Source organism: Escherichia sp. 94.0001, from assembly GCF_013369155.2.
Lineage (GTDB): Bacteria > Pseudomonadota > Gammaproteobacteria > Enterobacterales > Enterobacteriaceae > Escherichia > Escherichia coli_F.
The window spans coordinates 1-21642 of sequence record NZ_JABWMS020000075.1; the positions used below are offsets into that span (position 1 = coordinate 1).

At 49.7% G+C, this 21642-nt stretch carries 18 protein-coding genes, 1 tRNA gene and 1 pseudogene; 7 read left to right on the top strand and 13 right to left on the bottom strand.

The features are described 5' to 3' along the window. Positions 1 to 108 precede the first annotated feature (108 nt). The 4 genes from purK to ppiB form a co-directional block, all read right to left on the bottom strand. Complete coding sequence (gene purK, locus HEN33_RS21555; RefSeq protein WP_176262717.1) at positions 109 to 1176, bottom strand: 5-(carboxyamino)imidazole ribonucleotide synthase; 1068 nt, start codon at positions 1174 to 1176, stop codon at positions 109 to 111. Beyond that, positions 1173 to 1682 (bottom strand): 5-(carboxyamino)imidazole ribonucleotide mutase, encoded by a 510-nt coding sequence (gene purE, locus HEN33_RS21560; protein ID WP_001295318.1) that lies wholly within the window; start codon positions 1680 to 1682, stop codon positions 1173 to 1175. The genes purK and purE overlap by 4 nt, the downstream gene beginning before the upstream one ends. A gap of 117 nt (positions 1683 to 1799) precedes the next feature. Continuing rightward, positions 1800 to 2522: a UDP-2,3-diacylglucosamine diphosphatase gene (gene lpxH, locus HEN33_RS21565; RefSeq protein WP_000212257.1), complete on the bottom strand. Its 723-nt coding sequence runs from the start codon at positions 2520 to 2522 to the stop codon at positions 1800 to 1802. A 2-nt stretch (positions 2523 to 2524) separates the two neighbouring features. Continuing rightward, on the bottom strand, positions 2525 to 3019 hold the full coding sequence (gene ppiB / locus HEN33_RS21570; RefSeq protein WP_000256002.1) for a peptidylprolyl isomerase B: 495 nt from the start codon (positions 3017 to 3019) through the stop codon (positions 2525 to 2527). A gap of 173 nt (positions 3020 to 3192) precedes the next feature. Between ppiB and cysS the strand changes: the two genes are divergently transcribed. Continuing rightward, positions 3193 to 4578, top strand: coding sequence for a cysteine--tRNA ligase (cysS, locus tag HEN33_RS21575; protein WP_000912345.1), 1386 nt, complete (start codon positions 3193 to 3195; stop codon positions 4576 to 4578). A gap of 35 nt (positions 4579 to 4613) precedes the next feature. On the opposite strand, the gene HEN33_RS21580 is transcribed toward cysS, so the two are convergent. The 3 genes from HEN33_RS21580 to folD all read right to left on the bottom strand — a co-directional run bounded on the left by HEN33_RS21580 (position 4614) and on the right by folD (position 6323). After that, a complete protein-coding gene (locus tag HEN33_RS21580; RefSeq protein WP_001143548.1) occupies positions 4614 to 5135 on the bottom strand; it encodes a metal-dependent hydrolase in 522 nt (173 codons plus the stop codon). A 107-nt stretch (positions 5136 to 5242) separates the two neighbouring features. Continuing rightward, positions 5243 to 5455, bottom strand: coding sequence for a ribosome-associated protein YbcJ (gene ybcJ, locus HEN33_RS21585; RefSeq protein ID WP_000190288.1), 213 nt, complete (start codon positions 5453 to 5455; stop codon positions 5243 to 5245). Between the two features lies 1 nt (position 5456). Beyond that, entirely contained in the window at positions 5457 to 6323 is an 867-nt protein-coding gene (gene folD / locus HEN33_RS21590; RefSeq protein WP_000729155.1) for a bifunctional methylenetetrahydrofolate dehydrogenase/methenyltetrahydrofolate cyclohydrolase FolD, read from the bottom strand. A gap of 471 nt (positions 6324 to 6794) precedes the next feature. Here folD and fimA point away from each other — a divergent pair, with 471 nt between their 5' ends. The 5 genes from fimA to sfmF all read left to right on the top strand — a co-directional run bounded on the left by fimA (position 6795) and on the right by sfmF (position 12435). After that, entirely contained in the window at positions 6795 to 7337 is a 543-nt protein-coding gene (gene fimA / locus HEN33_RS21595; protein WP_000776555.1) for a type 1 fimbrial major subunit FimA, read from the top strand. A 219-nt stretch (positions 7338 to 7556) separates the two neighbouring features. Continuing rightward, positions 7557 to 8249, top strand: a complete 693-nt coding sequence (gene fimC, locus HEN33_RS21600; protein WP_105278202.1) for a type 1 fimbria chaperone FimC — start codon at positions 7557 to 7559, stop codon at positions 8247 to 8249. A gap of 30 nt (positions 8250 to 8279) precedes the next feature. After that, positions 8280 to 10889: a fimbrial biogenesis usher protein gene (locus HEN33_RS21605; RefSeq protein WP_105278201.1), complete on the top strand. Its 2610-nt coding sequence runs from the start codon at positions 8280 to 8282 to the stop codon at positions 10887 to 10889. Positions 10890 to 10901: 12 nt separating this feature from the next. Beyond that, positions 10902 to 11909: a type 1 fimbria D-mannose specific adhesin FimH gene (fimH, locus tag HEN33_RS21610; protein ID WP_000691082.1), complete on the top strand. Its 1008-nt coding sequence runs from the start codon at positions 10902 to 10904 to the stop codon at positions 11907 to 11909. 10 nt (positions 11910 to 11919) lie between these two features. Then, positions 11920 to 12435: a fimbria assembly protein gene (gene sfmF, locus HEN33_RS21615; RefSeq protein WP_176263679.1), complete on the top strand. Its 516-nt coding sequence runs from the start codon at positions 11920 to 11922 to the stop codon at positions 12433 to 12435. 2 nt (positions 12436 to 12437) lie between these two features. Here sfmF and fimZ read toward each other — a convergent pair whose 3' ends face one another. Beyond that, a complete protein-coding gene (fimZ, locus tag HEN33_RS21620; protein WP_000805420.1) occupies positions 12438 to 13070 on the bottom strand; it encodes a fimbria biosynthesis transcriptional regulator FimZ in 633 nt (210 codons plus the stop codon). 242 nt (positions 13071 to 13312) lie between these two features. Here fimZ and HEN33_RS21625 point away from each other — a divergent pair. Next, positions 13313 to 13389, top strand: a tRNA-Arg gene (locus HEN33_RS21625). 45 nt (positions 13390 to 13434) lie between these two features. On the opposite strand, the gene envY is transcribed toward HEN33_RS21625, so the two are convergent. The 5 genes and pseudogenes from envY to HEN33_RS21650 form a co-directional block, all read right to left on the bottom strand. Continuing rightward, positions 13435 to 14196 carry a DNA-binding transcriptional regulator EnvY gene (envY, locus tag HEN33_RS21630; protein ID WP_001177464.1) on the bottom strand — a complete coding sequence of 254 codons (762 nt, stop codon included), beginning with the start codon at positions 14194 to 14196 and terminating at the stop codon, positions 13435 to 13437. A gap of 182 nt (positions 14197 to 14378) precedes the next feature. Beyond that, on the bottom strand, positions 14379 to 15269 hold the full coding sequence (locus tag HEN33_RS21635; RefSeq protein WP_176263678.1) for a DUF4434 family protein: 891 nt from the start codon (positions 15267 to 15269) through the stop codon (positions 14379 to 14381). Continuing rightward, positions 15270 to 18242, bottom strand: a complete 2973-nt coding sequence (gene nfrA, locus HEN33_RS21640) for a bacteriophage adsorption protein NfrA (protein WP_176263677.1) — start codon at positions 18240 to 18242, stop codon at positions 15270 to 15272. Further along, the gene (gene nfrB, locus HEN33_RS21645; RefSeq protein WP_105288296.1) at positions 18229 to 20466 is read right to left on the bottom strand and encodes a cyclic di-3',5'-guanylate-activated glycosyltransferase NfrB; all 2238 of its coding nucleotides are present in this window, start codon (positions 20464 to 20466) and stop codon (positions 18229 to 18231) included. The genes nfrA and nfrB overlap by 14 nt, the downstream gene beginning before the upstream one ends. Before the next feature lie 203 nt (positions 20467 to 20669). Further along, positions 20670 to 21642: pseudogene (locus tag HEN33_RS21650) on the bottom strand (ISAs1 family transposase); the annotation flags it as partial.

Sequence of the window (21642 nt, forward strand, 5' to 3'; positions counted from 1 at the left end):
CATGCCTGATGCGACGCTTGACGCGTCTTATCAGGCCTACAATGGGTACCGGATTAGTAGGCCGGATAAGGCGTTCACGCCGCATCCGGCAGGAATATGAGTACCAGGTTAACTGAACTTACTCTGCGCCCACATCACGCCGCTGGCATACTCTGGCGGCAGCAGCGGGATTAATGCTTCCAGCGTCGCGGTCAGACGCGATGTGTCGCTGTCGGTCAAATTCAGATGCCCCACTTTACGGCCCGGACGCACTTCTTTGTCGTACCAGTGCAGATGCACCAGCGGCAGTTTCAGCCAGTCATAATTCACATCGCTACCAATCAGGTTGATCATCACCGACGGGCTATTGACCACCGGTTGCGGTAACGGCAGATCGGTAATTGCCCGCAGATGCAGCTCAAACTGGCTGATGCTGGCACCGTTTTGCGTCCAGTGACCACTGTTATGTACACGCGGAGCCAGTTCGTTGATCAGCAGACCTTGCGGCGTGACAAAACACTCCATCGCCATCACGCCCACATAGCCCAGCTCCTGCATAATCGCCGACAGCATCTCTTCGGCCTGCGCCTGCTGCTGTGCGTTGGCCTGCGGGAAAGCGACGCTGGTGCGCAAAATACCATCCTGATGCAGGTTATGCGTCAGCGGATAAAACACAGTGCTGCCATCAAAGCCGCGCGCGCCAACCAGCGATACTTCACCAGTGAAGTTAATGCCCTGCTCGACAATACATTCGCCGTAGCATTCAGTCGGTAACTGTGCGGTTTCATCGGCGCGTAAACGCCATTGACCGCGACCGTCATAGCCACCAATACGACGCTTAACAATCGCCAGTTCACCTAAACGATCAAACACCGCAGGCCACTCACTGCGATCGGCAAGTAACTGCCACGGTGCGGTCGGCAGGTGAAGCTTGTCGAAAAGCTGCTTCTGAGTCAGACGGTCGGCAATAATCGGGAACACATCGCGGTTCACAAAGGCCGGATGGCGTGCCAGCTCGCGCGTTAATGCGGTTTCCGGCCAGCGTTCGATCTCAGCGGTAATCACGCTTTGTTGAAAGGGCACCGCCGCCGGTTCAGCGTCCAGCCCGACCGGCCAGACAGCAATGCCTAACGGTTCGCCTGCCTGGCGCAACATACGGCCTAACTGCCCGTTACCGAGGACGCAAACCTGTTTCATGCCGCACCTCGCGGGTCCGGGTTTTCCAGCACTTCATCAGTCTGGGCTTTGCGCCAGTCATTCAAACGCTGGTGCAGTTCTTTATCATGAGTTGCAAGAATTTGTGCTGCCAGTAACGCGGCGTTTGCCGCGCCAGCTTTACCTATCGCCAGCGTACCCACCGGAATGCCGCGCGGCATTTGTACGATGGAGTAGAGGCTATCGACACCGCTCAGTGCGGCGCTCTGTACTGGCACACCCAGCACTGGCACCAGCGTTTTGGCGGCAATCATGCCCGGCAGGTGCGCTGCGCCGCCTGCGCCCGCAATAATCACCTGATAACCGTTCTCTTCGGCACTTTCGGCGAAGCTGAACAGTTTATCGGGGGTGCGGTGAGCAGAAACCACTTCAACGTGGTGCGGGACATTCAGGATTTCGAAGATTTCGGCGGCGAACTGCATGGTAGCCCAGTCGCTTTTGGACCCCATCACGATGGCGACACGCGCCGGATTATTGCGGGAAGACATGCGTCTTAAAACTCCTGTGGTGCACAACTCTCGGCTTTAGAGGGCACAGAGAATAGCACGGAAAGAGAGCAAGGAAAACGGTTGCGCGGCTATGAAATCAGCAAAGTTGCGCGTTTTTTAAAATGGAAAATGGATCAACTCAACGTCATCTGCCGTGACTTTCACCATCGAACCTTCCGTATGCCAGGCACCCAACACGACACGAAAAGCAGGTTGCTGATTGGCGATCAGTTCATGCACCGCCGGGCGATGCGTATGCCCGTGAATCAACCATTGCACCTGATGCTTTTCCATCGCACTGACCACCGCGTTTTGGTTAACGTCCATGATCGCCAGCGATTTACTGCTGTTGGCTTCTTTGCTGTTCGCGCGCATTCGCGCGGCAATGCGTTTACGCACAAACAACGGCAGGGCGAGGAATAGCGTTTGCAGCCAGGGTTTGTGGACTTTGGCGCGAAAAGCCTGATAACCGATGTCATCGGTGCACAGCGTGTCGCCATGCATAATCAGCACCCGACGGCCATAAAGTTCGAGCACTTTTTCTTCCGGCAATAACGTCATCCCGCTTTCACGGGCAAAGCGTTTGCCGAGCAGAAAATCACGGTTGCCATGAATGAAATAACAGGGAACGCCGGAATCGGATACCGCTTTGATCGCTGCGGCCATCTGGCGATGGAGTGGGTTGGGATCGTCATCGCCAATCCATGCTTCAAACAGATCGCCAAGAATATACAGCGCGTCGGCCTTGCGGGCTTCCCCCGCTAAAAAACGCAGAAAACCGGCGGTGATCGCCGGTTCTTCCACGCAGAGATGAAGATCTGCAATAAAGAGTGTCGCCACGATTACTCGCTAACGGTCACGCTTTCAATGATAACGTCTTCTTTTGGCACGTCCTGGTGCATACCGCTACGACCGGTTGCTACACCTTTGATTTTGTCAACCACGTCCATGCCTTCAACCACTTCAGCAAACACGCAGTAACCCCAACCTTGCAGGCTTTCGCCAGAGAAGTTCAGGAAGTCGTTATCAACCACGTTGATGAAGAACTGTGCAGTTGCAGAGTGCGGTGCCTGAGTACGGGCCATTGCCAGCGTACCGCGGGTGTTTTTCAGACCGTTGTTGGCTTCGTTTTTGATCGGTTCTTTGGTGGCTTTTTGCTTCATGCCTGGCTCAAAACCGCCGCCCTGAATCATAAAGCCGTTGATAACACGGTGGAAAATGGTGTTGTTGTAAAAACCTTCGCGGCAGTAGTCCAGGAAGTTTTTAACTGTTTCAGGTGCTTTATCGTCAAAAGTTTTGATGACAATATCGCCGTGATTGGTGTGGAAAGTAACCATTTTTGCATCCTGTTCCGTTTGATTGGTGCTTCAACCCGATTCGGGTCATATATAGGGTGGTGTTATAGCATAACCGCACGATCGGATCATCACGCAATGTATGCTGATTCGCGCGGGAAATATGGGTATTATACGCAACTCAATTACCCACACATGTCTAAACGGAATCTTCGATGCTAAAAATCTTCAATACTCTGACACGCCAAAAAGAGGAATTTAAGCCTATTCACGCCGGGGAAGTCGGCATGTACGTGTGTGGAATCACCGTTTACGATCTCTGTCATATCGGTCACGGGCGTACCTTTGTTGCCTTTGATGTGGTTGCACGCTATTTGCGTTTCCTCGGCTATAAGCTGAAGTATGTGCGCAACATTACCGATATCGACGACAAAATCATCAAGCGTGCCAATGAAAATGGCGAAAGCTTTGTGGCGCTGGTGGATCGCATGATCGCCGAAATGCACAAAGATTTTGATGCTTTGAACATTCTGCGCCCGGATATGGAGCCGCGCGCGACACACCATATCGCAGAAATTATTGAACTCACTGAACAACTGATCGCCAAAGGTCACGCTTATGTGGCGGACAACGGCGACGTGATGTTCGACGTACCGACCGATCCGACCTATGGCGTGCTGTCGCGTCAGGATCTCGACCAGCTGCAGGCAGGCGCGCGCGTTGACGTGGTCGACGACAAACGCAACCCGATGGACTTCGTTCTGTGGAAGATGTCGAAAGAGGGCGAACCGAGCTGGCCGTCTCCGTGGGGCGCAGGCCGTCCAGGCTGGCACATTGAATGTTCGGCAATGAACTGCAAGCAGTTGGGTAACCACTTTGATATCCACGGCGGCGGTTCTGACCTGATGTTCCCGCACCACGAGAACGAAATCGCGCAGTCTACCTGTGCGCATGATGGTCAGTATGTGAACTACTGGATGCACTCGGGGATGGTAATGGTTGACCGAGAGAAGATGTCCAAATCGCTGGGTAACTTCTTTACCGTGCGTGATGTGCTGAAATACTACGACGCGGAAACCGTGCGTTACTTCCTGATGTCGGGCCACTATCGCAGCCAGCTGAACTACAGCGAAGAGAACCTGAAGCAGGCGCGTGCGGCGCTGGAGCGCCTCTACACTGCGCTGCGCGGCACAGATAAAACCGTTGCGCCTGCCGGTGGCGAAGCGTTTGAAGCGCGCTTTATTGAAGCGATGGACGACGATTTCAACACCCCGGAAGCCTATTCCGTGCTGTTTGATATGGCGCGTGAAGTGAACCGTCTGAAAGCAGAAGATATGGCAGCGGCAAACGCGATGGCGTCTCATCTGCGTAAACTTTCTGCCGTGCTGGGCCTGCTGGAGCAAGAACCAGAAGCATTCCTGCAAAGCGGCGCGCAGGCAGACGACAGCGAAGTGGCTGAGATTGAAGCCTTAATTCAACAGCGTCTGGATGCCCGTAAAGCGAAAGACTGGGCGGCGGCAGATGCGGCGCGTGACCGTCTTAACGAGATGGGGATCGTGCTTGAAGATGGCCCGCAAGGAACCACCTGGCGTCGTAAGTAATTACTCTATTGCCGGATGCGAGTTTTCGCATCCGGTTATCGTCTGCGCCACCACAACATTCCCATCAGTAGCATCCCCGGCAACCACACCCACATCAATTCAGAAATAATCACCTGATGCCCGTACGGTGTGGTGTAACGAGACAATGCAAACGGCGCGACTTTAATCACCTGCCAGGGAGCGAAAAAGCGTTCATCTGACCACGGCCACAGCCAGCCAACGCCTTTACCGCCAGTGGTTACCGAATCCAGCAAGCTGTGCGATAGCAACGAAACGGTTAAAAACAGCCAGCAGCGAATCAGCCCAGCCCTGAACCATCGACGTCCAATCAGCACACATAACAGCGGGACAACAAACGCAAACACCAGTGAATGGGTAAACCCGCGATGACCAAAAACATTGCCGTAAGCAACGCCAAATTTAAACGACAATACGTCGGCATCGGGCAGCATCGCCAGGATGATTCCGGCAAATAACAGGCGCGGAGGGATGACTTTCGAACCCAACCCTAAACCAATGCAAAGGGGAACGGCGGCGTGCGTAATAACGGTTGGCATGATGGTCGCTTCGGCAAAATGTCGATGCTATCAGCATGGATGAACGGGGCGTAGAGGGCAAAAGTCTGAAAAGAGAACCGGCCTGTTGATACAGGCCGGGAAAGGGATCAGGCAACAACCTGTACGCTGTGACCTGCAAAACTTACTGTCTGCCCGGCGACAATTTTGCAGCGTTTGCGCGTTTCAACCGCGCCGTCGACTTTCACCTGGCCTTCGGCAATCGCGATTTTCGCCTGCGCACCGCTTTCGCTCCAGCCTTCCAGTTTCAGCAAGTCGCACAGCTCAACGTGCGGATGTTTACCTAAAGAAAATGTCGCCATGTTACTCACCCTGTGGATCATGATATTCAACGCACGCCTGTAGCGTGTTTTCGATCAGCGTGGCAACCGTCATCGGGCCAACGCCGCCCGGAACAGGCGTAATGTATGAGGCGCGTTTAGCCGCGTCTTCAAACACCACGTCGCCCACAACTTTGCCATTTTCCAGACGGTTGATGCCGACATCAATCACAATCGCGCCTTCTTTGATCCAGTCACCAGGAATAAAGCCCGGTTTACCGACGGCAACGATCAACAGATCGGCATTTTCTACGTGATGACGCAGATTTTTAGTGAAGCGGTGAGTCACGGTAGTGGTACAACCTGCGAGCAGCAGTTCCATGCTCATTGGGCGACCGACGATATTCGATGCGCCAATCACCACGGCGTTGAGACCGAAGGTATCAATGTTGTAACGCTCAAGTAGTGTGACGATACCACGCGGGGTGCAGGGGCGCAGACGTGGCGCGCGCTGGCACAGACGACCGACGTTATAAGGATGGAAACCGTCAACGTCTTTGTCCGGGTGAATTCTTTCCAGCACTTTGACGTTATCAATACCCGCCGGTAACGGCAGTTGGACCAGAATGCCATCAATGGTGTTGTCGGCATTCAGCGCATCGATAAGCTCCAGCAGCTCCGCTTCGCTGGTGGTTTCCGGGAGGTCATAAGAACGGGAGACGAACCCGACTTCTTCACAAGCCTTGCGTTTGCTTGCGACATAAATTTGCGATGCAGGGTTGCTACCCACCAGTACTACGGCCAGTCCTGGTGCCCGCAGTCCAGCTGCAATACGTGCCTGAACTTTTTGAGCAACTTCAGAGCGCACCTGCTGCGCAATCGTTTTACCGTCAATAATCTTTGCTGCCATCAGAGAGAGGATTCCATCTGTTACGTAGGTCGAAGGGGATGCGCCTATTTTGTCAGAAGCGGGGCGTGCTGTCAGTTTTCGTTTCAGATTTATCGCGTGAAGCGACCTCTTGCGAAGGTGAGGCGCACTGTCGCTGAGATTGAAAGCTTCATTTTTCGTCCATGATGACGTTGTAAATCTGGAACTGATTTATTTCCTTGTCTAAGGATTAAGATAATTTAAGAAATACCTGACAATATAAAAAGAATTTTCAGACTGGTAATTTACCGCTTCAGGTCTATATTTGTGTTGAATATATTTTGCGCGGAAATATTCATCTAACGGGGCTCTCTATTTTTTAGAATAGAGTGCATATTTTCAATTAAGACATTCTTAGAGGATAAAAAGGAATTTTACTACTATCAGTGTCTTAAATAAAGTAATCGGTTATATACGGATGTGGAGTCGATAAATGAGATTGAAGGAATATATATGAAATTAAGATTTATTTCGTCTGCGCTGGCTGCCGCACTATTCGCCGCTACGGGTAGTTATGCTGCCGTTGTAGATGGCGGTACAATTCACTTTGAAGGCGAACTGGTGAATGCTGCTTGTTCAGTGAATACTGACTCGGCAGACCAGGTTGTCACACTCGGTCAATATCGTACCGATATTTTCAATGCTGTTGGTAATACCTCTGCATTAATTCCATTCACTATACAGTTGAACGACTGCGATCCTGTTGTTGCCGCTAATGCTGCCGTTGCATTTTCAGGTCAGGCGGATGCAATCAATGATAATTTATTGGCCATTGCATCCAGTACCAATACAACAACAGCAACGGGTGTCGGTATTGAAATACTTGATAATACATCCGCAATTCTCAAACCTGATGGGAATAGCTTCTCAACCAACCAGAACTTGATCCCCGGGACTAACGTTCTTCATTTTTCTGCACGTTATAAAGGCACCGGTACAAGTGCATCAGCAGGGCAAGCAAATGCTGACGCGACTTTTATTATGAGATACGAATAATCAAAACTACGTAGTTTTGAATTATATATCACGTCTTATAACAAAGTAATGTACCGGTTGTCTGAAGCGGTATGGTGGCAATGTAAATCGAAATCATGTTCACTTTGTATCATGCCGCTTTATTAAATGAAAAGGGAATGATGTGTTGTAAGAAACCAAAGCAATCATTTCTTTATATTTCTTATTTTTGCCGTCAGGAATACACAAGGCGTATTAACTATGATGACTAAAATAAAGTTATTGATGCTCATTATATTTCATTTAATCATTTCGGCCAGCGCCCATGCTGCCGGAGGGATCGCATTAGGTGCCACGCGTATTATTTATCCCGCTGATGCTAAACAGACTGCGGTATGGATTAGAAATAGCCATACCAATGAGCGCTTTCTGGTCAATTCGTGGATTGAAAACAGTAGCGGTGTAAAAGAAAAGTCATTCATCATTACACCGCCACTGTTTGTTAGTGAACCCAAAAGCGAAAATACCTTGCGTATTATTTACACCGGTCCACCGCTGGCGGCAGATCGTGAGTCTTTGTTCTGGATGAATGTTAAGACGATCCCTTCGGTAGATAAAAATGCATTGAACGGCAGGAATGTTTTGCAACTGGCGATTTTATCGCGCATGAAGTTATTTCTCCGTCCAATTCAACTACAAGAATTACCCGCAGAAGCGCCGGACACACTCAAGTTTTCGCGATCCGGTAACTATATCAATATTCATAATCCATCACCTTTTTATGTCACCCTGGTTAACTTGCAAGTGGGCAGTCAAAAGTTGGGAAATGCTATGGCTGCACCCAGAGTTAATTCACAAATTCCCTTACCCTCAGGAGTACAGGGAAAGCTGAAATTTCAGACCGTTAATGATTATGGTTCAGTAACCCCAGTCAGAGAAGTGAACTTAAACTAACCGAATCATCTGACAATATCAGAGCTAATTATGAAAATACCCACTATTACGGATATTCCGCAGAGGTATACCTGGTGTCTGGCCGGAATTTGTTATTCATCTCTTGCCATTTTACCCACCTTTTTAAGCTATGCGGAAAGTTATTTCAACCCGGCATTTTTATTAGAGAATGGCACATCCGTTGCTGATTTATCGCGCTTTGAGAGAGGTAATCATCAACCTGCGGGTGTGTATCGGGTGGATCTCTGGCGTAATGATGAGTTCATTGGTTCACAGGATATCGTATTTGAATCGACGACAGTAAATACAGGTGATAAATCAGGTGGGTTAATGCCTTGTTTTAACCAGGCACTCCTTGAACGAATTGGCCTTAATAGCAGTGCATTCCCCGAGTTAGCCCAGCAGCAAAATAATAAATGCATTAATTTATTGAAAGCTGTACCTGATGCCACAATTAACTTTGATTTTGCAGCGATGCGCCTGAACATCACTATTCCTCAGATAGCGTTGTTGAGTAGCGCTCACGGTTACATTCCGCCTGAAGAGTGGGATGAAGGTATTCCTGCTTTACTCCTGAATTATAATTTCACCGGTAACAGAGGTAATGGTAACGATAGCTATTTTTTTAGTGAACTCAGTGGGATTAATATTGGCCCGTGGCGTTTACGCAACAATGGTTCCTGGAACTATTTTCGCGGAAATGGATATCATTCAGAACAGTGGAATAATATTGGCACCTGGGTACAGCGCGCCATTATTCCGCTGAAAAGTGAACTGGTAATGGGAGACGGTAATACAGGGAGTGATATTTTCGATGGCGTTGGATTTCGCGGTGTACGGCTTTATTCTTCTGATAATATGTATCCAGATAGCCAGCAAGGGTTTGCCCCAACGGTACGTGGGATTGCCCGTACGGCGGCCCAGCTAACGATTCGGCAAAATGGTTTTATTATCTATCAAAGCTATGTTTCCCCCGGCGCTTTCGAAATTACAGATTTGCACCCGACATCTTCAAATGGCGATCTGGACGTCACCATCGACGAGCGCGATGGTAATCAGCAGAATTACACTATTCCGTATTCAACAGTGCCAATTTTACAACGCGAAGGGCGTTTCAAATTTGACCTGACGGCGGGCGATTTTCGTAGCGGTAATAGTCAGCAATCGTCGCCTTTCTTTTTTCAGGGCACGGCACTCGGCGGTTTACCACAGGAATTTACTGCCTACGGCGGGACGCAATTATCTGCAAATTACACCGCCTTTTTGTTAGGGCTGGGGCGCAACCTCGGGAACTGGGGCGCAGTGTCGCTGGATGTAACGCATGCGCGCAGTCAGTTAGCCGACGACAGTCGTCATGAGGGGGATTCCATTCGCTTCCTCTATGCGAAATCAATGAACACTTTCGGCACCAATTTTCAGTTAATGGGTTACCGCTATTCGACACAAGGTTTTTATACCCTTGATGATGTTGCGTATCGTCGAATGGAGGGGTACGAATATGATTACGATTATGACGGTGAGCATCGCGATGAACCGATAATCGTGAATTACCACAATTTACGCTTTAGTCGTAAAGACCGTTTGCAGTTAAATATTTCACAATCACTTAATGACTTTGGCTCGCTTTATATTTCTGGTACCCATCAAAAATACTGGAATACTTCGGATTCAGATACCTGGTATCAGGTGGGGTATACTAGCAGCTGGGTTGGCATCAGTTATTCACTCTCATTTTCGTGGAATGAATCTGTAGGGATCCCCGATAACGAACGTATTGTCGGACTTAATGTTTCAGTGCCTTTCAATGTTCTGACCAAACGTCGCTACACCCGGGAAAATGCGCTCGATCGCGCTTATGCCTCCTTTAACGCCAACCGTAACAGCAACGGGCAAAATAGCTGGCTGGCAGGCGTTGGTGGGACCTTACTGGAAGGCCACAACCTGAGTTATCACGTAAGCCAGGGCGATACCTCGAATAATGGGTACACGGGCAGCGCCACGGCAAACTGGCAGGCCGCTTACGGTACGCTGGGGGTCGGGTATAACTACGACCGCGATCAACATGACGTTAACTGGCAGCTGTCTGGCGGTGTGGTCGGGCATGAAAATGGTATAACGCTGAGCCAGCCTTTAGGGGATACCAATGTTTTGATTAAAGCGCCTGGCGCAGGCGGTGTACGCATTGAAAATCAAACTGGAATTTTAACCGACTGGCGCGGCTATGCGGTGATGCCGTATGCCACGGTTTATCGGTATAACCGTATCGCGCTTGATACCAATACGATGGGGAATTCCATCGATGTTGAAAAAAATATTAGCAGCGTTGTGCCGACGCAAGGCGCGTTGGTTCGTGCCAATTTTGATACCCGCATAGGCGTGCGGGCGCTCATTACCGTTACCCAGGGCGGAAAACCGGTGCCGTTTGGATCACTGGTACGGGAAAACAGTACCGGAATAACCAGTATGGTGGGTGATGACGGGCAAGTTTATTTAAGTGGTGCGCCATTGTCTGGTGAATTACTGGTTCAGTGGGGAGACGGCGCGAACTCACGCTGCATTGCGCACTATGTATTGCCGAAGCAAAGCTTACAGCAAGCCGTCACTGTTATTTCGGCAGTTTGCACACATCCTGGCTCATAAAGGAAATTATCAATGAAGATAATCTGCAGGTCATTATTGGCAATGGCATGTTTGTGGTTAACAAACATATCCTGGGCTACTGTTTGTGCAAATAGTACTGGCGTAGCAGAAGATGAACACTATGATCTCTCAAATGTCTTTAATAGCACCAATAACCAGCCAGGTCAGATTGTTGTTTTACCGGAAAAATCCGGCTGGGTAGGTGTGTCAGCAATTTGCCCACCCGGCACGCTGGTGAATTATACATACCGTAGTTATGTCACCAACTTTGTTGTTCAGGAAACTATCGATAATTATAAATATATGCAATTAAATGATTATCTATTAGGTGCGATGAGTCTGGTTGATAGCGTGATGGATATTCAGTTTCCCCCGCAAAATTATATCCGTATGGGAACAGATCCTAACGTTTCGCAAAACCTTCCATTCGGGGTGATGGATTCTCGGTTGATATTCCGCTTAAAGGTTATTCGTCCTTTTATTAACATGGTGGAAATCCCCAGACAGGTGATGTTTACCGTGTATGTGACATCAACGCCTTACGATCCGTTGGTTACACCTGTTTATACCATTAGTTTTGGTGGCCGGGTTGAAGTACCGCAAAACTGCGAATTAAATGCCGGGCAAATTGTTGAATTTGATTTTGGTGATATCGGTGCATCGTTATTTAGTGCGGCAGGGCCGGGGAATCGACCTAATGGTGTCATGCCGCAAACCAAGAATATTGCGATCAAATGTACGAATGTTGCTGCGCAGGCTTATTTAACAATGCGTCTGGAAGCCAGTGCCGTTTCTGGTCAGGCGATGGTGTCGGACAATCAGGATTTAGGTTTTATTGTCGCCGATCAGAACGATACGCCGATCACGCCTAACGATCTCAATAGCGTTATTCCTTTCCGTCTGGATGCAGCTGCGGCAGCCAATGTCACACTTCGCGCCTGGCCTATCAGTATTACCGGTCAAAAACCGACCGAAGGGCCGTTTAGCGCGCTGGGGTATTTACGCGTCGATTATCAATGAGGTACGGAGAATGAGAAGAGTAATCTTTAGCTGTTTCTGCGGGCTACTGTGGAGTTCCAGTGGATGGGCAGCTGACCCTTTAGGAACGATTAATATCAATTTGCACGGTAACGTTGTTGATTTCTCCTGTACCGTAAATACAGCGGATGTTGATAAGACGGTAGATTTAGGAAGATGGCCCACGACACAATTGCTGGCCGCTGGCGATACCACGGCACTTGTTCCTTTTAGTCTGCGCCTGGAAGGATGTCCTCCGGGATCAGTCGCGATTTTATTTACGGGAACGCCGGCATCCGATGCCAACCTGCTGGCCCTGGACGATCCCGCAATGGCACAAACCGTCGCCATCGAATTACGCAATAGCGATCGCTCCCGGCTTGCGCTGGGCGAGGCGAGCCCGACTGAGGAGGTAGATGCAAATGGCAATGTAACGCTAAACTTTTTCGCCAATTATCGAGCGTTAGCCAGCGGTGTCCAACCAGGTGTGGCGAAAGCGGATGCGATATTTATGATCAATTATAATTAATATTATATTAATTCATATAATTTGGCGTAGTCGATAAGTTCTACAATTGAATGCAAACCGAGTTTGCCATAAATATTAGATTTATGCGCACTAATTGTTTTATTGCTAAGTAATAGTTTGTCGGCAATTTCTTTATTAGATAATCCGCTAACCAGATAGCGTAATATAGTCACTTCACGATTAGATAGCACCGTAGCTGTTGAATTATTGGTGCTGCATTTATTACTTTTTATATAGTTGAGCGTTTCACTGGGAAAAAAAGTGTATCCAGAGAGAATCATCTGAACGGCATGAAAAATATCATTCTGATCATTGCATTTACTGACAAAACCGTTAGCACCCGCTTGTATCGCTCTGCCCGCATAAAAGCATTCTGATTTTGATGATAAAAATAATACCTTCACCGTACTCTGGATTTGTTTGATTCTTTTCAGGAAGGTAAAACCGTCTGTACCGGGTAAGTCTATATCCATAATGATTAAATCAACAGGACGGGTTCGGAGATAATCGATGGTTATGCGGTAATCATCCGTTTTCAGGACAATCTGCAATTCACTGTTTTTTTGCAACAGAACTTCAATGGACATTCTGATGATAGGATGGGTATCCATAATGATCACCGACGTTGGTTTCATAGTTACCAGTCTCATAGGATCGGACAATTTTCCGTTAGGGCGGGAAATTGTACTTTGATACATGAAAATACGGGTTTTCTTGATTCAGACGCACAGCGGTGTACGTTTGTTTGCCGCTATAGCGAAATAAATCAGAAAATCAGACGCGGTCGTTCACTTGTTCAGCAACCAGATCAAAAGCCATTGACTCAGCAAGGGTTGACCGTATAATTCACGCGATTACACCGCATTGCGGTATCAACGCGCCCTTAGCTCAGTTGGATAGAGCAACGACCTTCTAAGTCGTGGGCCGCAGGTTCGAATCCTGCAGGGCGCGCCATTTCTTCTTCATTTATGCCAGTCTTATCTGTTTCCGCTTTGCCCTTCACCACATCACTTTTTGTCGCTGTTTGGCGAGATAATTCAACGGTGTCAGGCCGTAAAACGCCTTAAAAACAGAGATAAAGTACGACGTGCTGCTATAGCCACATAATTGCGCTACCTGAGTGATATTTTTGTTATCCATCAATAACATCTGTACGGCGTAACGCATACGACACTCTGTGACAATCTGGCTATAGCTGGTATTTTCGTTTTTTAATTTCTTTTTGAGCAGGCTGGGGCTTAAACAGAGCGAACTGGCGACAATTCGCAGATTCCAGTAATGCTGAATATCGCTTTGAATAATGCGGCAGACGCTGTCGCGGACGCTGCTGCGTAAGATATACATCAGTAGGGCAATAAACCGCGATTGCTCAAGAAAGTTAGACAATACGGTAAAAAGCAATGCGCGCGTCAACTCCGCTTCGCAGGGTTTGCTGGGTTGCTGCTTGCTGTGGTTGGCGGCTAGCCGGAACACTTCCGGTGTACGGCTATGACAAGCGATAACCGGGGTAGCCAGCCGCGACCAGGGCTTTACACAGGTTAAGTTCTTATTTAAAAACAACAGATAATCGTTGATGATGTTACGGTTGATGTGGGTGATTAATACGTGATTTAACGTTGAGAGTTCAATGACGTTATTGTTGCACGCGAAGGCGGCCAGGTAGTTTTTCGGAAGGGTAAACGTAGCATGGTTATTGACGCTTACCTCTACCTCTTTTTCGGTCAGGATCACCACGCAAGGTTCACTGCTGCTCAATTGCATTTCGCACTCCTCAGATATCAGAAACTCCGCTCAAAGGATCTATGCTTCCTGCATGAGTGATCGGCCCGTTCGCCGATAACGATCTTCTTTCTTTAGCACGCTTTTTAGCAATTAATCTTGATGGAATTCTGACGAGAGCGAAAGTGGTAAGTCAGGTCGTACCCGACTTACCTGGAGGGGATTTAATACTCGAGAATGCCGTGTGCGACGGGCAAATAGCGCAGAGAGAAATAGAGCGTGTCTTTACCGCAAGAGGAACGTTTCGCTAACAGCGAGGCGATCTCTGCATCCGGTTTCGGTTTCGCTGTAAAGGTTTTGCCTTTGCCGGCGACAAACAGTTCATAAACAATGCCGCTGGCAGGGGCGGAACTTTGGCAATCGGCGCTGGCCTGTAGATAATGTTCACGCTGTTCAGCGGTAAGTTTATCCACGCCGCTGCCATCCTGTACCCAGACATTAACGCCGGTTGCTTTAACGTGTTCCAGCAGTTGGCGATAGCCATCGGGCGACATATTTCCGGCGAAAAAACTACTGATATAAACCGGTTTTGCTGAAACATCGCTAATCAACCGCTGCGCGTTGTTTAACCATGTTAGCAAAGGCTGACGGGCGGCTTCGCTGCGCCAGTTCAGGTCGTCAATTTCCGCGCTGATGTACCAGCCATCCGGCGTTACGCCAGGCGCAGCGCTCCATAATCTGGCTTGCTGGAGATCGGCTGCCAGCAGGCGATTAAGATAGCTTTCCAGCGCCGCGGATGATTGTTTCTGATGCAGAAAAAATTCTGGATCGGCGTTCAGTCCGACAATCAGCTTCAGGCCAGCCTGTTGCGCAGCTGCGGCACGCTTAAACAATAATGCGCGCTGTTCTGGCTGGGTGAATGCATCGCCGTAACGGGTCCATTGCAAAACCAGGGTATCGAAGCCTTGCAAACGTAACTGACTCATCAGCCCCTGCCACTGGGCATCGGTGACCTGACTATCACGGTTTTGTGGTTGCCAGATAATACCTTTCATCGCAAAGGAAAAAGGGCTGACCAAAAGCAGTGTCAGCAATACGAAAATGAACTTACGCATTTACCAGTGCACTCCAATGGTGAGAAACGCGTTGTTGCGCTCTCCGGTACGTTGATTAATCGCCTTAAAGGTATGTTGGTATTCGACGCCGAGGCTGACTTTGTGCGGCCAGGCGTCGTAGTGCGTCTCGCCGGTCCAGATATTCCAGCGGACCCCGACACCGCCAAGCTGCGCGCCCTGAGTGCCTTTATCACGATAACCGTTGTCCTGAACGTGAGCGTAAGGCTCAATAGTCTGTCCGTTCGCCACCTTCTGATGCCAGCTTACGCGATAATCTGCCGTCCACGCCTGAATATCCTGGCGGACATATTGCGCCGCATCGAGGTACAGGTTTTGGGCAAACCAGCCTGAACCGTTCGGGTGCCATTCGTCGCTGTATTTGCCGCCATTAAAGAATGAGGCGCTGGCGCGCAGCATGGTATCGGATGCGCCATTTTGCCCGTTCAGCGGCAACTGCTGTTCGACGGCGAGGAAAAAGATCTGATCGCGCAGCGGCTTCCAGCGCAGACCGGTGCCGGACATCGGATTTTTCACCGGCATCATCACCCCGTTTTCTCCGGTATCGGCAAATACACGGCTGTAAACCGAGAGCAGGTCGCCTTCCAGCAGCATATTGCGTCCGATGCGGTACTCGGCTTCCAGTTGCCCGTAGCTACGATAGCTTTTCCCTGGCGCTGCGCCGCCGACATTATTGTTAGCGGTACTCATTGCGCCGGAACGCAAGCCGATAGAAGAATCGAAACTGAACGTCCAGCGGCGACCGACCTCCTCATGCAGACGGCGGAAATTGAAGCGTTGCTGATTTTGCTCTGGGGTCAGTGGGGTTATCAGCGCCTGATTATCAATGTCATCAATCACCAGCCGGGCGTAGTGCTGCGTCGCAGGCATATCATCCAGACGCTGGTTCACGTAGGCCAGTTGTCGGATAAGTGCCGGATCGTCCGGTAGCCCTTTATGCGCCTGTTCGAGCATTTCCCGCGACTGTGCGATATCACCGCTATCCCACAAGGCGTAACCGAGCGCTGCCTGGGTGTTGCTATTATTCGGTTCCAGTTCCAGAGCGGCGCGCAAATCACTCACCGCCGCCGGGACATTATGACGTTGGCGATAAATTGTCGCCCGCGCAACGTAAGCGTTGGCAGAAGGCGCAATATTGATTGAGCGCGTGAGATCGTTCAGTGCGAGTTCCGGCTGACCAGGAATGTAACGTTGCGCATGCAGCCACCAGTAGAGGGCATTGTTTCCCAGCCCACGTTGTTCTGCCTGCTGAAGCCAGCGATCGCGAGCCGCACCATTTCCTGCCGCCTGGGCGGTATTGGCAGCAGCAAGCAGATCCTCATTGCTCATGTCGTGAAGACTGATTTTCTGCCAGGCCGCCAGTGCGGTGGCGTAATCCTCAACCTGATACGCCTGATAGGCTACCGCACGATGTTGCCAGGCGTTCGGTTGCCGTTGTTCGGCCTGAAGCCATGCATACAACGCCACACCGGGTAGCGTGTCCCGATAACACTTTGCCAGACGGTTCCAGGCGGCGGCATCGTAGGAAGGCGACATATCGCCCAGCAAGCGAACTATTGCCGGGCAATTATCTGCAATACCCGGCAACTGACTTTGCCACTGACGTTGCTCCGCCAGCGGTAAGGGTTTCGATAAAATCGCCACCTTCGCCGGAGTTGCCAGGTAAGGATGACTTTCCAGCAGAGACGCCAGTCGCGCCATTAAAGTCTGGCTGACACGCGCATCGCCCTGGAAAGGATAACGTTGCAGCAATAAATCGGCAGCTTCGCGTGACTGCTCGTTCTGCATCAGTTGCCAGGTCAGTTGATCCAGGCGGGTAAGATTTGCCGGTTCTTGCTGATACAGCAATCGTGCCAGACGCAGAGCTTCAGCCTTGTTATGAGTCGCCACGCTGACGGTATAACGCTCCTCAAGCATTTCATTGGCGGGGAGGGTGGCGAGCAGTTTTTGCGCTGCGTCGTACTGACCTTCTTTTAACAGCACCGGTAGCGTCGCGCCAACAACATACTGGCGGTTATCGGCAAACTGTACCGTATAATTCGCCAACGCCTGAACGGGGTTGGCGCTGTATTTAGATAACAGATAGAGCCAACTTTTCTCTTGTGCGTCCGTGGTAAACAGCGGCTTATTTTCAATGAGATAATGCTGGAGGCGTGCTTTCTCGCCACGATAAGCCAGCGCGGTCGCGTAAGTAATGTACGACTGTGGATCGGTGAAGATCCCCTCTGATTGCAGCGCCAGGATCCGATCATCCAGCTGGCCTGCGAGCAGAACATCAAACCACTGACGGCGCTCAGCTGCGTTTAATGTATTTTGTTGCCGTGATTCACTGAACAACGTTTCTGCCAGCGACCACTGCTTGAGGTAGATTGCCCGTTGCAGCAGATCGGTTCGCAGCGTTTTTCCTTCCGGCGATGCAGCAAACGTCGCATCGTTCAGTTGCGCTCTGGCGACAGGTAATTGTGCCAGCCGCAGGGCATTCTGCCCGACTTCACTGCGACAACGCAGGGTCGGCGCAGCGTCGCACGCTTTTTGCTGGGCAAGCAGTTCTTCAACAGTCGTAACGCTTTTCACTTCAACTGGAATAGCCGCCAGACTGCGCTCAAGTCGGGCATCTCCTGGGTGACGTTTCAGTTGATCCTCAAGCAACAGCCGCGCCCGGTCATCATGACCAAAATGGCGATAGGCTTCCGCAAGGTATAAAGTCAGCGGAATATTATCCGGCACCTGCTGGTGTATATATTCAAATTCGCGGATGGCGGTTGCTTCGTCGTTATTTTTCTGTGCCTTCAGCGCCTTATCGAGACGGGGATAAATAACAAAATGGCGATAATCGCTCAGCCCCAGCTCTTCTGCGCTGGTGCCGATATTGTCTGCGAGTGCGCTGGTACTCAATAAAGACGTCAGCAGTAAACCAGACCATCCGATGACGCGATTAAGGTTATTCTCCTTCATTTTCGGACTCCAGTTGCGCAACCTGTTCTGTGTTTAAACCTGCTTTGAGTAATAGTGATTGCATCGAAACTTGTAATTCGCGTTGAATTGTCAGGACGCGATCCAACGTTTCCTGGCTGATAACGCCTTCGGTGACCAAAAACTTGCCGAGCGGCAGAGAACTGCGTTCATGGCGCAATAACAACACGTTAATTGCTGAACGATTAATATGACCTAGCGTGGTCAGTATTTCGGCGAACAGGAACTGATGCGGCACATATTGCCGCCAGATTTCACCGGCCTGCTGTTCCGTGAGCCACTGATGCTGAACCGCATTGTACAACATTGCCCGCGGATCGTGACCGCGTCGGCGTGCATACCAGTGACGTAACCCCGTGACAATTTGTCCCCGCAGAACAATGACGTAACGCACTTTGCGTCCGACTTTACGCGTCAGGGCTGCCAGCGAAACCGGGTCAATACCATCTTCACTGCCGACAATTAACTCATCATTTTCCAGACGCAGCGGTAGCACCGCATAATGCAGCGCCACGGAGGCCGGCATCGCGGCAATCAGCGAAGAAGGGATCTGCCAGGCATCGATGGACTCCCACGCCACGCCGTTTTGCTCTGCCAGTGCCTGTGCCAGCTGTTCGGCGCTAATCAGCCCCTGCATCAGCATTGAACCGCCCAGGCGTAGACCTTCGACACGATTACGCAGTGCCGTATCGAGTTGTTCTTCAGTGATGACCTGATTTTCCAGCAGAATTTGACCTAACGGGCGCAACGAGCGGGTATCGCCAGTGACGCTGGGGAAGTCATGCGTTGTTTTATCCCACGCGACGCGACGTGGATCGCCGTGTTGAAGCACCTGTTTTAACGCGCGCCAGTTGGCCATGAAGTTAATCAGGTTGCCCCAGAAAAGACGCAGGACAGATAGCAGCCCCTGCGTCAGACCGTAGTAGCCAGTGACAAAAATCACCCGCTGCACGATGCGGTTAACCATCAAACCAAAGTTTAGCCACAGCAGGGTCATTAACCATGTGCTGCCGCTGAAAATAGAAAGGAAATGCCAGGCATCGGGCCACAAACTTTCATACGCCAGTAACAGCAAAAGCTGGATCATCACCAGCATCGCGAGGAAGCTGACAAAGTTACTGATTGCCCCTTTGCGGTCGCGCCAGAGAAAGTAGTTGAGTGTCAGGCTGGAGGTCCATTTATGGGTTTTAAAGCCCTGGAAAACAATGCCGATGATCCAGCGAGACTTTTGTCGAACCGCCGTCGAAAAGGTATCGGGGAAATATTCGCGCACGCAGATCATGTTTGACGTCCGCGCGTGCTGTAAAAATTTACGCTGCTCGCGTTCTTTGGCTTCGTCCACCACCGGAAAACGGACAAAAATTTCCGTCATACCTTTTTCTTTCAGGCGGAAACCAATGTCGTAATCTTCAGTAAGACTCTGCACGTCGAAAGCAATACCGTCACCGTCAGCTAACAGTGCGGTCACGGCGCGGCGGCTGAAACAAGTACCGACGCCTGCGCTGGGCACCTGTCCGGCGAGGGCTTCACGCACCGGAACATCTTTGCCATGCAGTTCTGAAAACTCATCAATGTAAGTCATGCTGGTGAAGTGCGTCCATTCGCGTTCGAATGGGTATACCGGGATCTGAATCAGATCTTTACGCTCGACCAGATAGTTGAACAGACGCAATTCCATCGGTGAAATTACGTCTTCGGCGTCATGCAGAATAAAACCAGCAAAAGCGAAATTGGCGCTACGCTCAAACTGGGTGATGGCGTCCAGCACGTTGTTCAGGCAGTCGGCTTTGCTGGTGGGGCCAGGACGCGCGCAGACTACCTTATGCACGTTTGGGAAGCGAGCGCACACTTCGTCAACATCACGCTGAGTATCGGGGTCGTTGGGGTAGGTGCCAACAAAGATATGATAGTTTTCATAGTCGAGCGTGGTCGCCGCCAGCTCGGCCATATTGCCGATGACGCCCGTTTCATTCCACGCCGGAACCATAATCGCTAACGGTTTTTCATCTGGTTTATACAGTTCGCGGTAACTCATTCGCGGGTAGCGGCGATAAACACTCAACTTGCGTTTAATGCGGCGTACCCAGTAGACGACATCAATAAAAAAATCGTCCAGCCCGCTGATGAACATGATGACCGCTAACGTTATCGCGATTACTTTTAAGCCATATAGCCAGGTTGCAAAAACATCAAGAAGCCAGTCCACACAAAAACCTTACATTAACGCTGGTTATGTTTAGGGTGGCGTATATTAAAGTTTTTTATGAATTGTGACAGCTTTTTATCATTAATAGGTAGGATTATTGCGGCACGTTATTTTTACACTGGTTATAAAAGTTGCCGATTGTGCAGGATGTAGGCAAAAGCGCGGAGGTGAAGGTCATAGTGAGGAGGATAGGCAGGGAAAGATTACGAAAGCCCGCTCCCCGCAAGGACTGACGCCAGATACTTTCTGTCCATGGCTGCTTTTCGCATCTTACGTCTTAACCCTGCCTTGAATACCTTATCATTCGTCAAAATATTAATAGCGATGTGCCGTATCCCTGAAAATAATTCTGCTGCATTTCCTCTTCTTATTTTGCAATCGTTTTCATTCATTACCGCATCCAAACGCCAGTGCAACTTATTCTCCACGTCCCAGTGATTTCGGAGCGCTGTGGCGAACTTCTCTGCGGTTAAATCAGCAGAACTGATATAATATCTGACAGTCATTTTTAGCTCTTTCTTTTGTTCTGCTGTTATTGACCGAAAGTAGACTGCCACGCATAATTTTTTCAGTTCTTTCCATTCAAACGTGAAATCAATAAGTTCATCAGGGACATCGTAAACAATATGAAGACGGATTTCTTCTCTGCTGTGACTCTTTTCACTAATTGCGTAACTGTCATGCTCTGGATTATTTAATTATTTCAGCGGAAATTTTCCTCAAAGGCTTTATTTAGTCGCCCCTGATTTCCCTTTACAGCGAATAAATAATCACCTCCCTGTTTTTGTATCTTCTCTACAATGTCTTTCTGGCAACCCATCGCATCAGTTGTGATGATTTTTCCTTTAATATCCATCATGTTAAGAAGTTCAGGAATAGCTGTAATCTCATTAGATTTCTCATCCGTCTTGATCTGCCCGAGGACCAGACTGTGCATAGTTGAGAACGCACTAATGACATGAATCGCTCCCCTGCGGCGACTCTTGTCATAAGAGTGCCGGAGCGTTTTTCCATCAATTGCAATGACGCCTTTATCATCTGAAGAATGGCAGTCACGCATCCAGTTAATAAAGCACTCGTGAAATTTTGCAGGACTGATACAGGATACAACTCTGGCAATGGTATCGTGAACAGGAATACCATTTTCAAAATCACCATATTGCTTCAAAAAATCGA

Bases quoted from the DNA above. Each gene is read 5' to 3' on its own strand.
- ppiB (WP_000256002.1), bottom strand. From the start codon at position 3,019: ATGGTTACTTTCCACACCAATCACGGCGATATTGTCATCAAAACTTTT.
- ybcJ (WP_000190288.1), bottom strand. From the start codon at position 5,455: ATGGCGACATTTTCTTTAGGTAAACATCCGCACGTTGAGCTGTGCGAC.
- nfrA (WP_176263677.1), bottom strand. From the start codon at position 18,242: ATGAAGGAGAATAACCTTAATCGCGTCATCGGATGGTCTGGTTTACTG.
- fimH (WP_000691082.1), top strand. From the start codon at position 10,902: ATGAAGATAATCTGCAGGTCATTATTGGCAATGGCATGTTTGTGGTTA.
- purE (WP_001295318.1), bottom strand. From the start codon at position 1,682: ATGTCTTCCCGCAATAATCCGGCGCGTGTCGCCATCGTGATGGGGTCC.
- HEN33_RS21605 (WP_105278201.1), top strand. From the start codon at position 8,280: ATGAAAATACCCACTATTACGGATATTCCGCAGAGGTATACCTGGTGT.
- sfmF (WP_176263679.1), top strand. From the start codon at position 11,920: ATGAGAAGAGTAATCTTTAGCTGTTTCTGCGGGCTACTGTGGAGTTCC.
- purK (WP_176262717.1), bottom strand. From the start codon at position 1,176: ATGAAACAGGTTTGCGTCCTCGGTAACGGGCAGTTAGGCCGTATGTTG.
- fimC (WP_105278202.1), top strand. From the start codon at position 7,557: ATGATGACTAAAATAAAGTTATTGATGCTCATTATATTTCATTTAATC.
- HEN33_RS21635 (WP_176263678.1), bottom strand. From the start codon at position 15,269: ATGCGTAAGTTCATTTTCGTATTGCTGACACTGCTTTTGGTCAGCCCT.
- HEN33_RS21580 (WP_001143548.1), bottom strand. From the start codon at position 5,135: ATGCCAACCGTTATTACGCACGCCGCCGTTCCCCTTTGCATTGGTTTA.
- fimA (WP_000776555.1), top strand. From the start codon at position 6,795: ATGAAATTAAGATTTATTTCGTCTGCGCTGGCTGCCGCACTATTCGCC.
- folD (WP_000729155.1), bottom strand. From the start codon at position 6,323: ATGGCAGCAAAGATTATTGACGGTAAAACGATTGCGCAGCAGGTGCGC.
- envY (WP_001177464.1), bottom strand. From the start codon at position 14,196: ATGCAATTGAGCAGCAGTGAACCTTGCGTGGTGATCCTGACCGAAAAA.
- cysS (WP_000912345.1), top strand. From the start codon at position 3,193: ATGCTAAAAATCTTCAATACTCTGACACGCCAAAAAGAGGAATTTAAG.
- fimZ (WP_000805420.1), bottom strand. From the start codon at position 13,070: ATGAAACCAACGTCGGTGATCATTATGGATACCCATCCTATCATCAGA.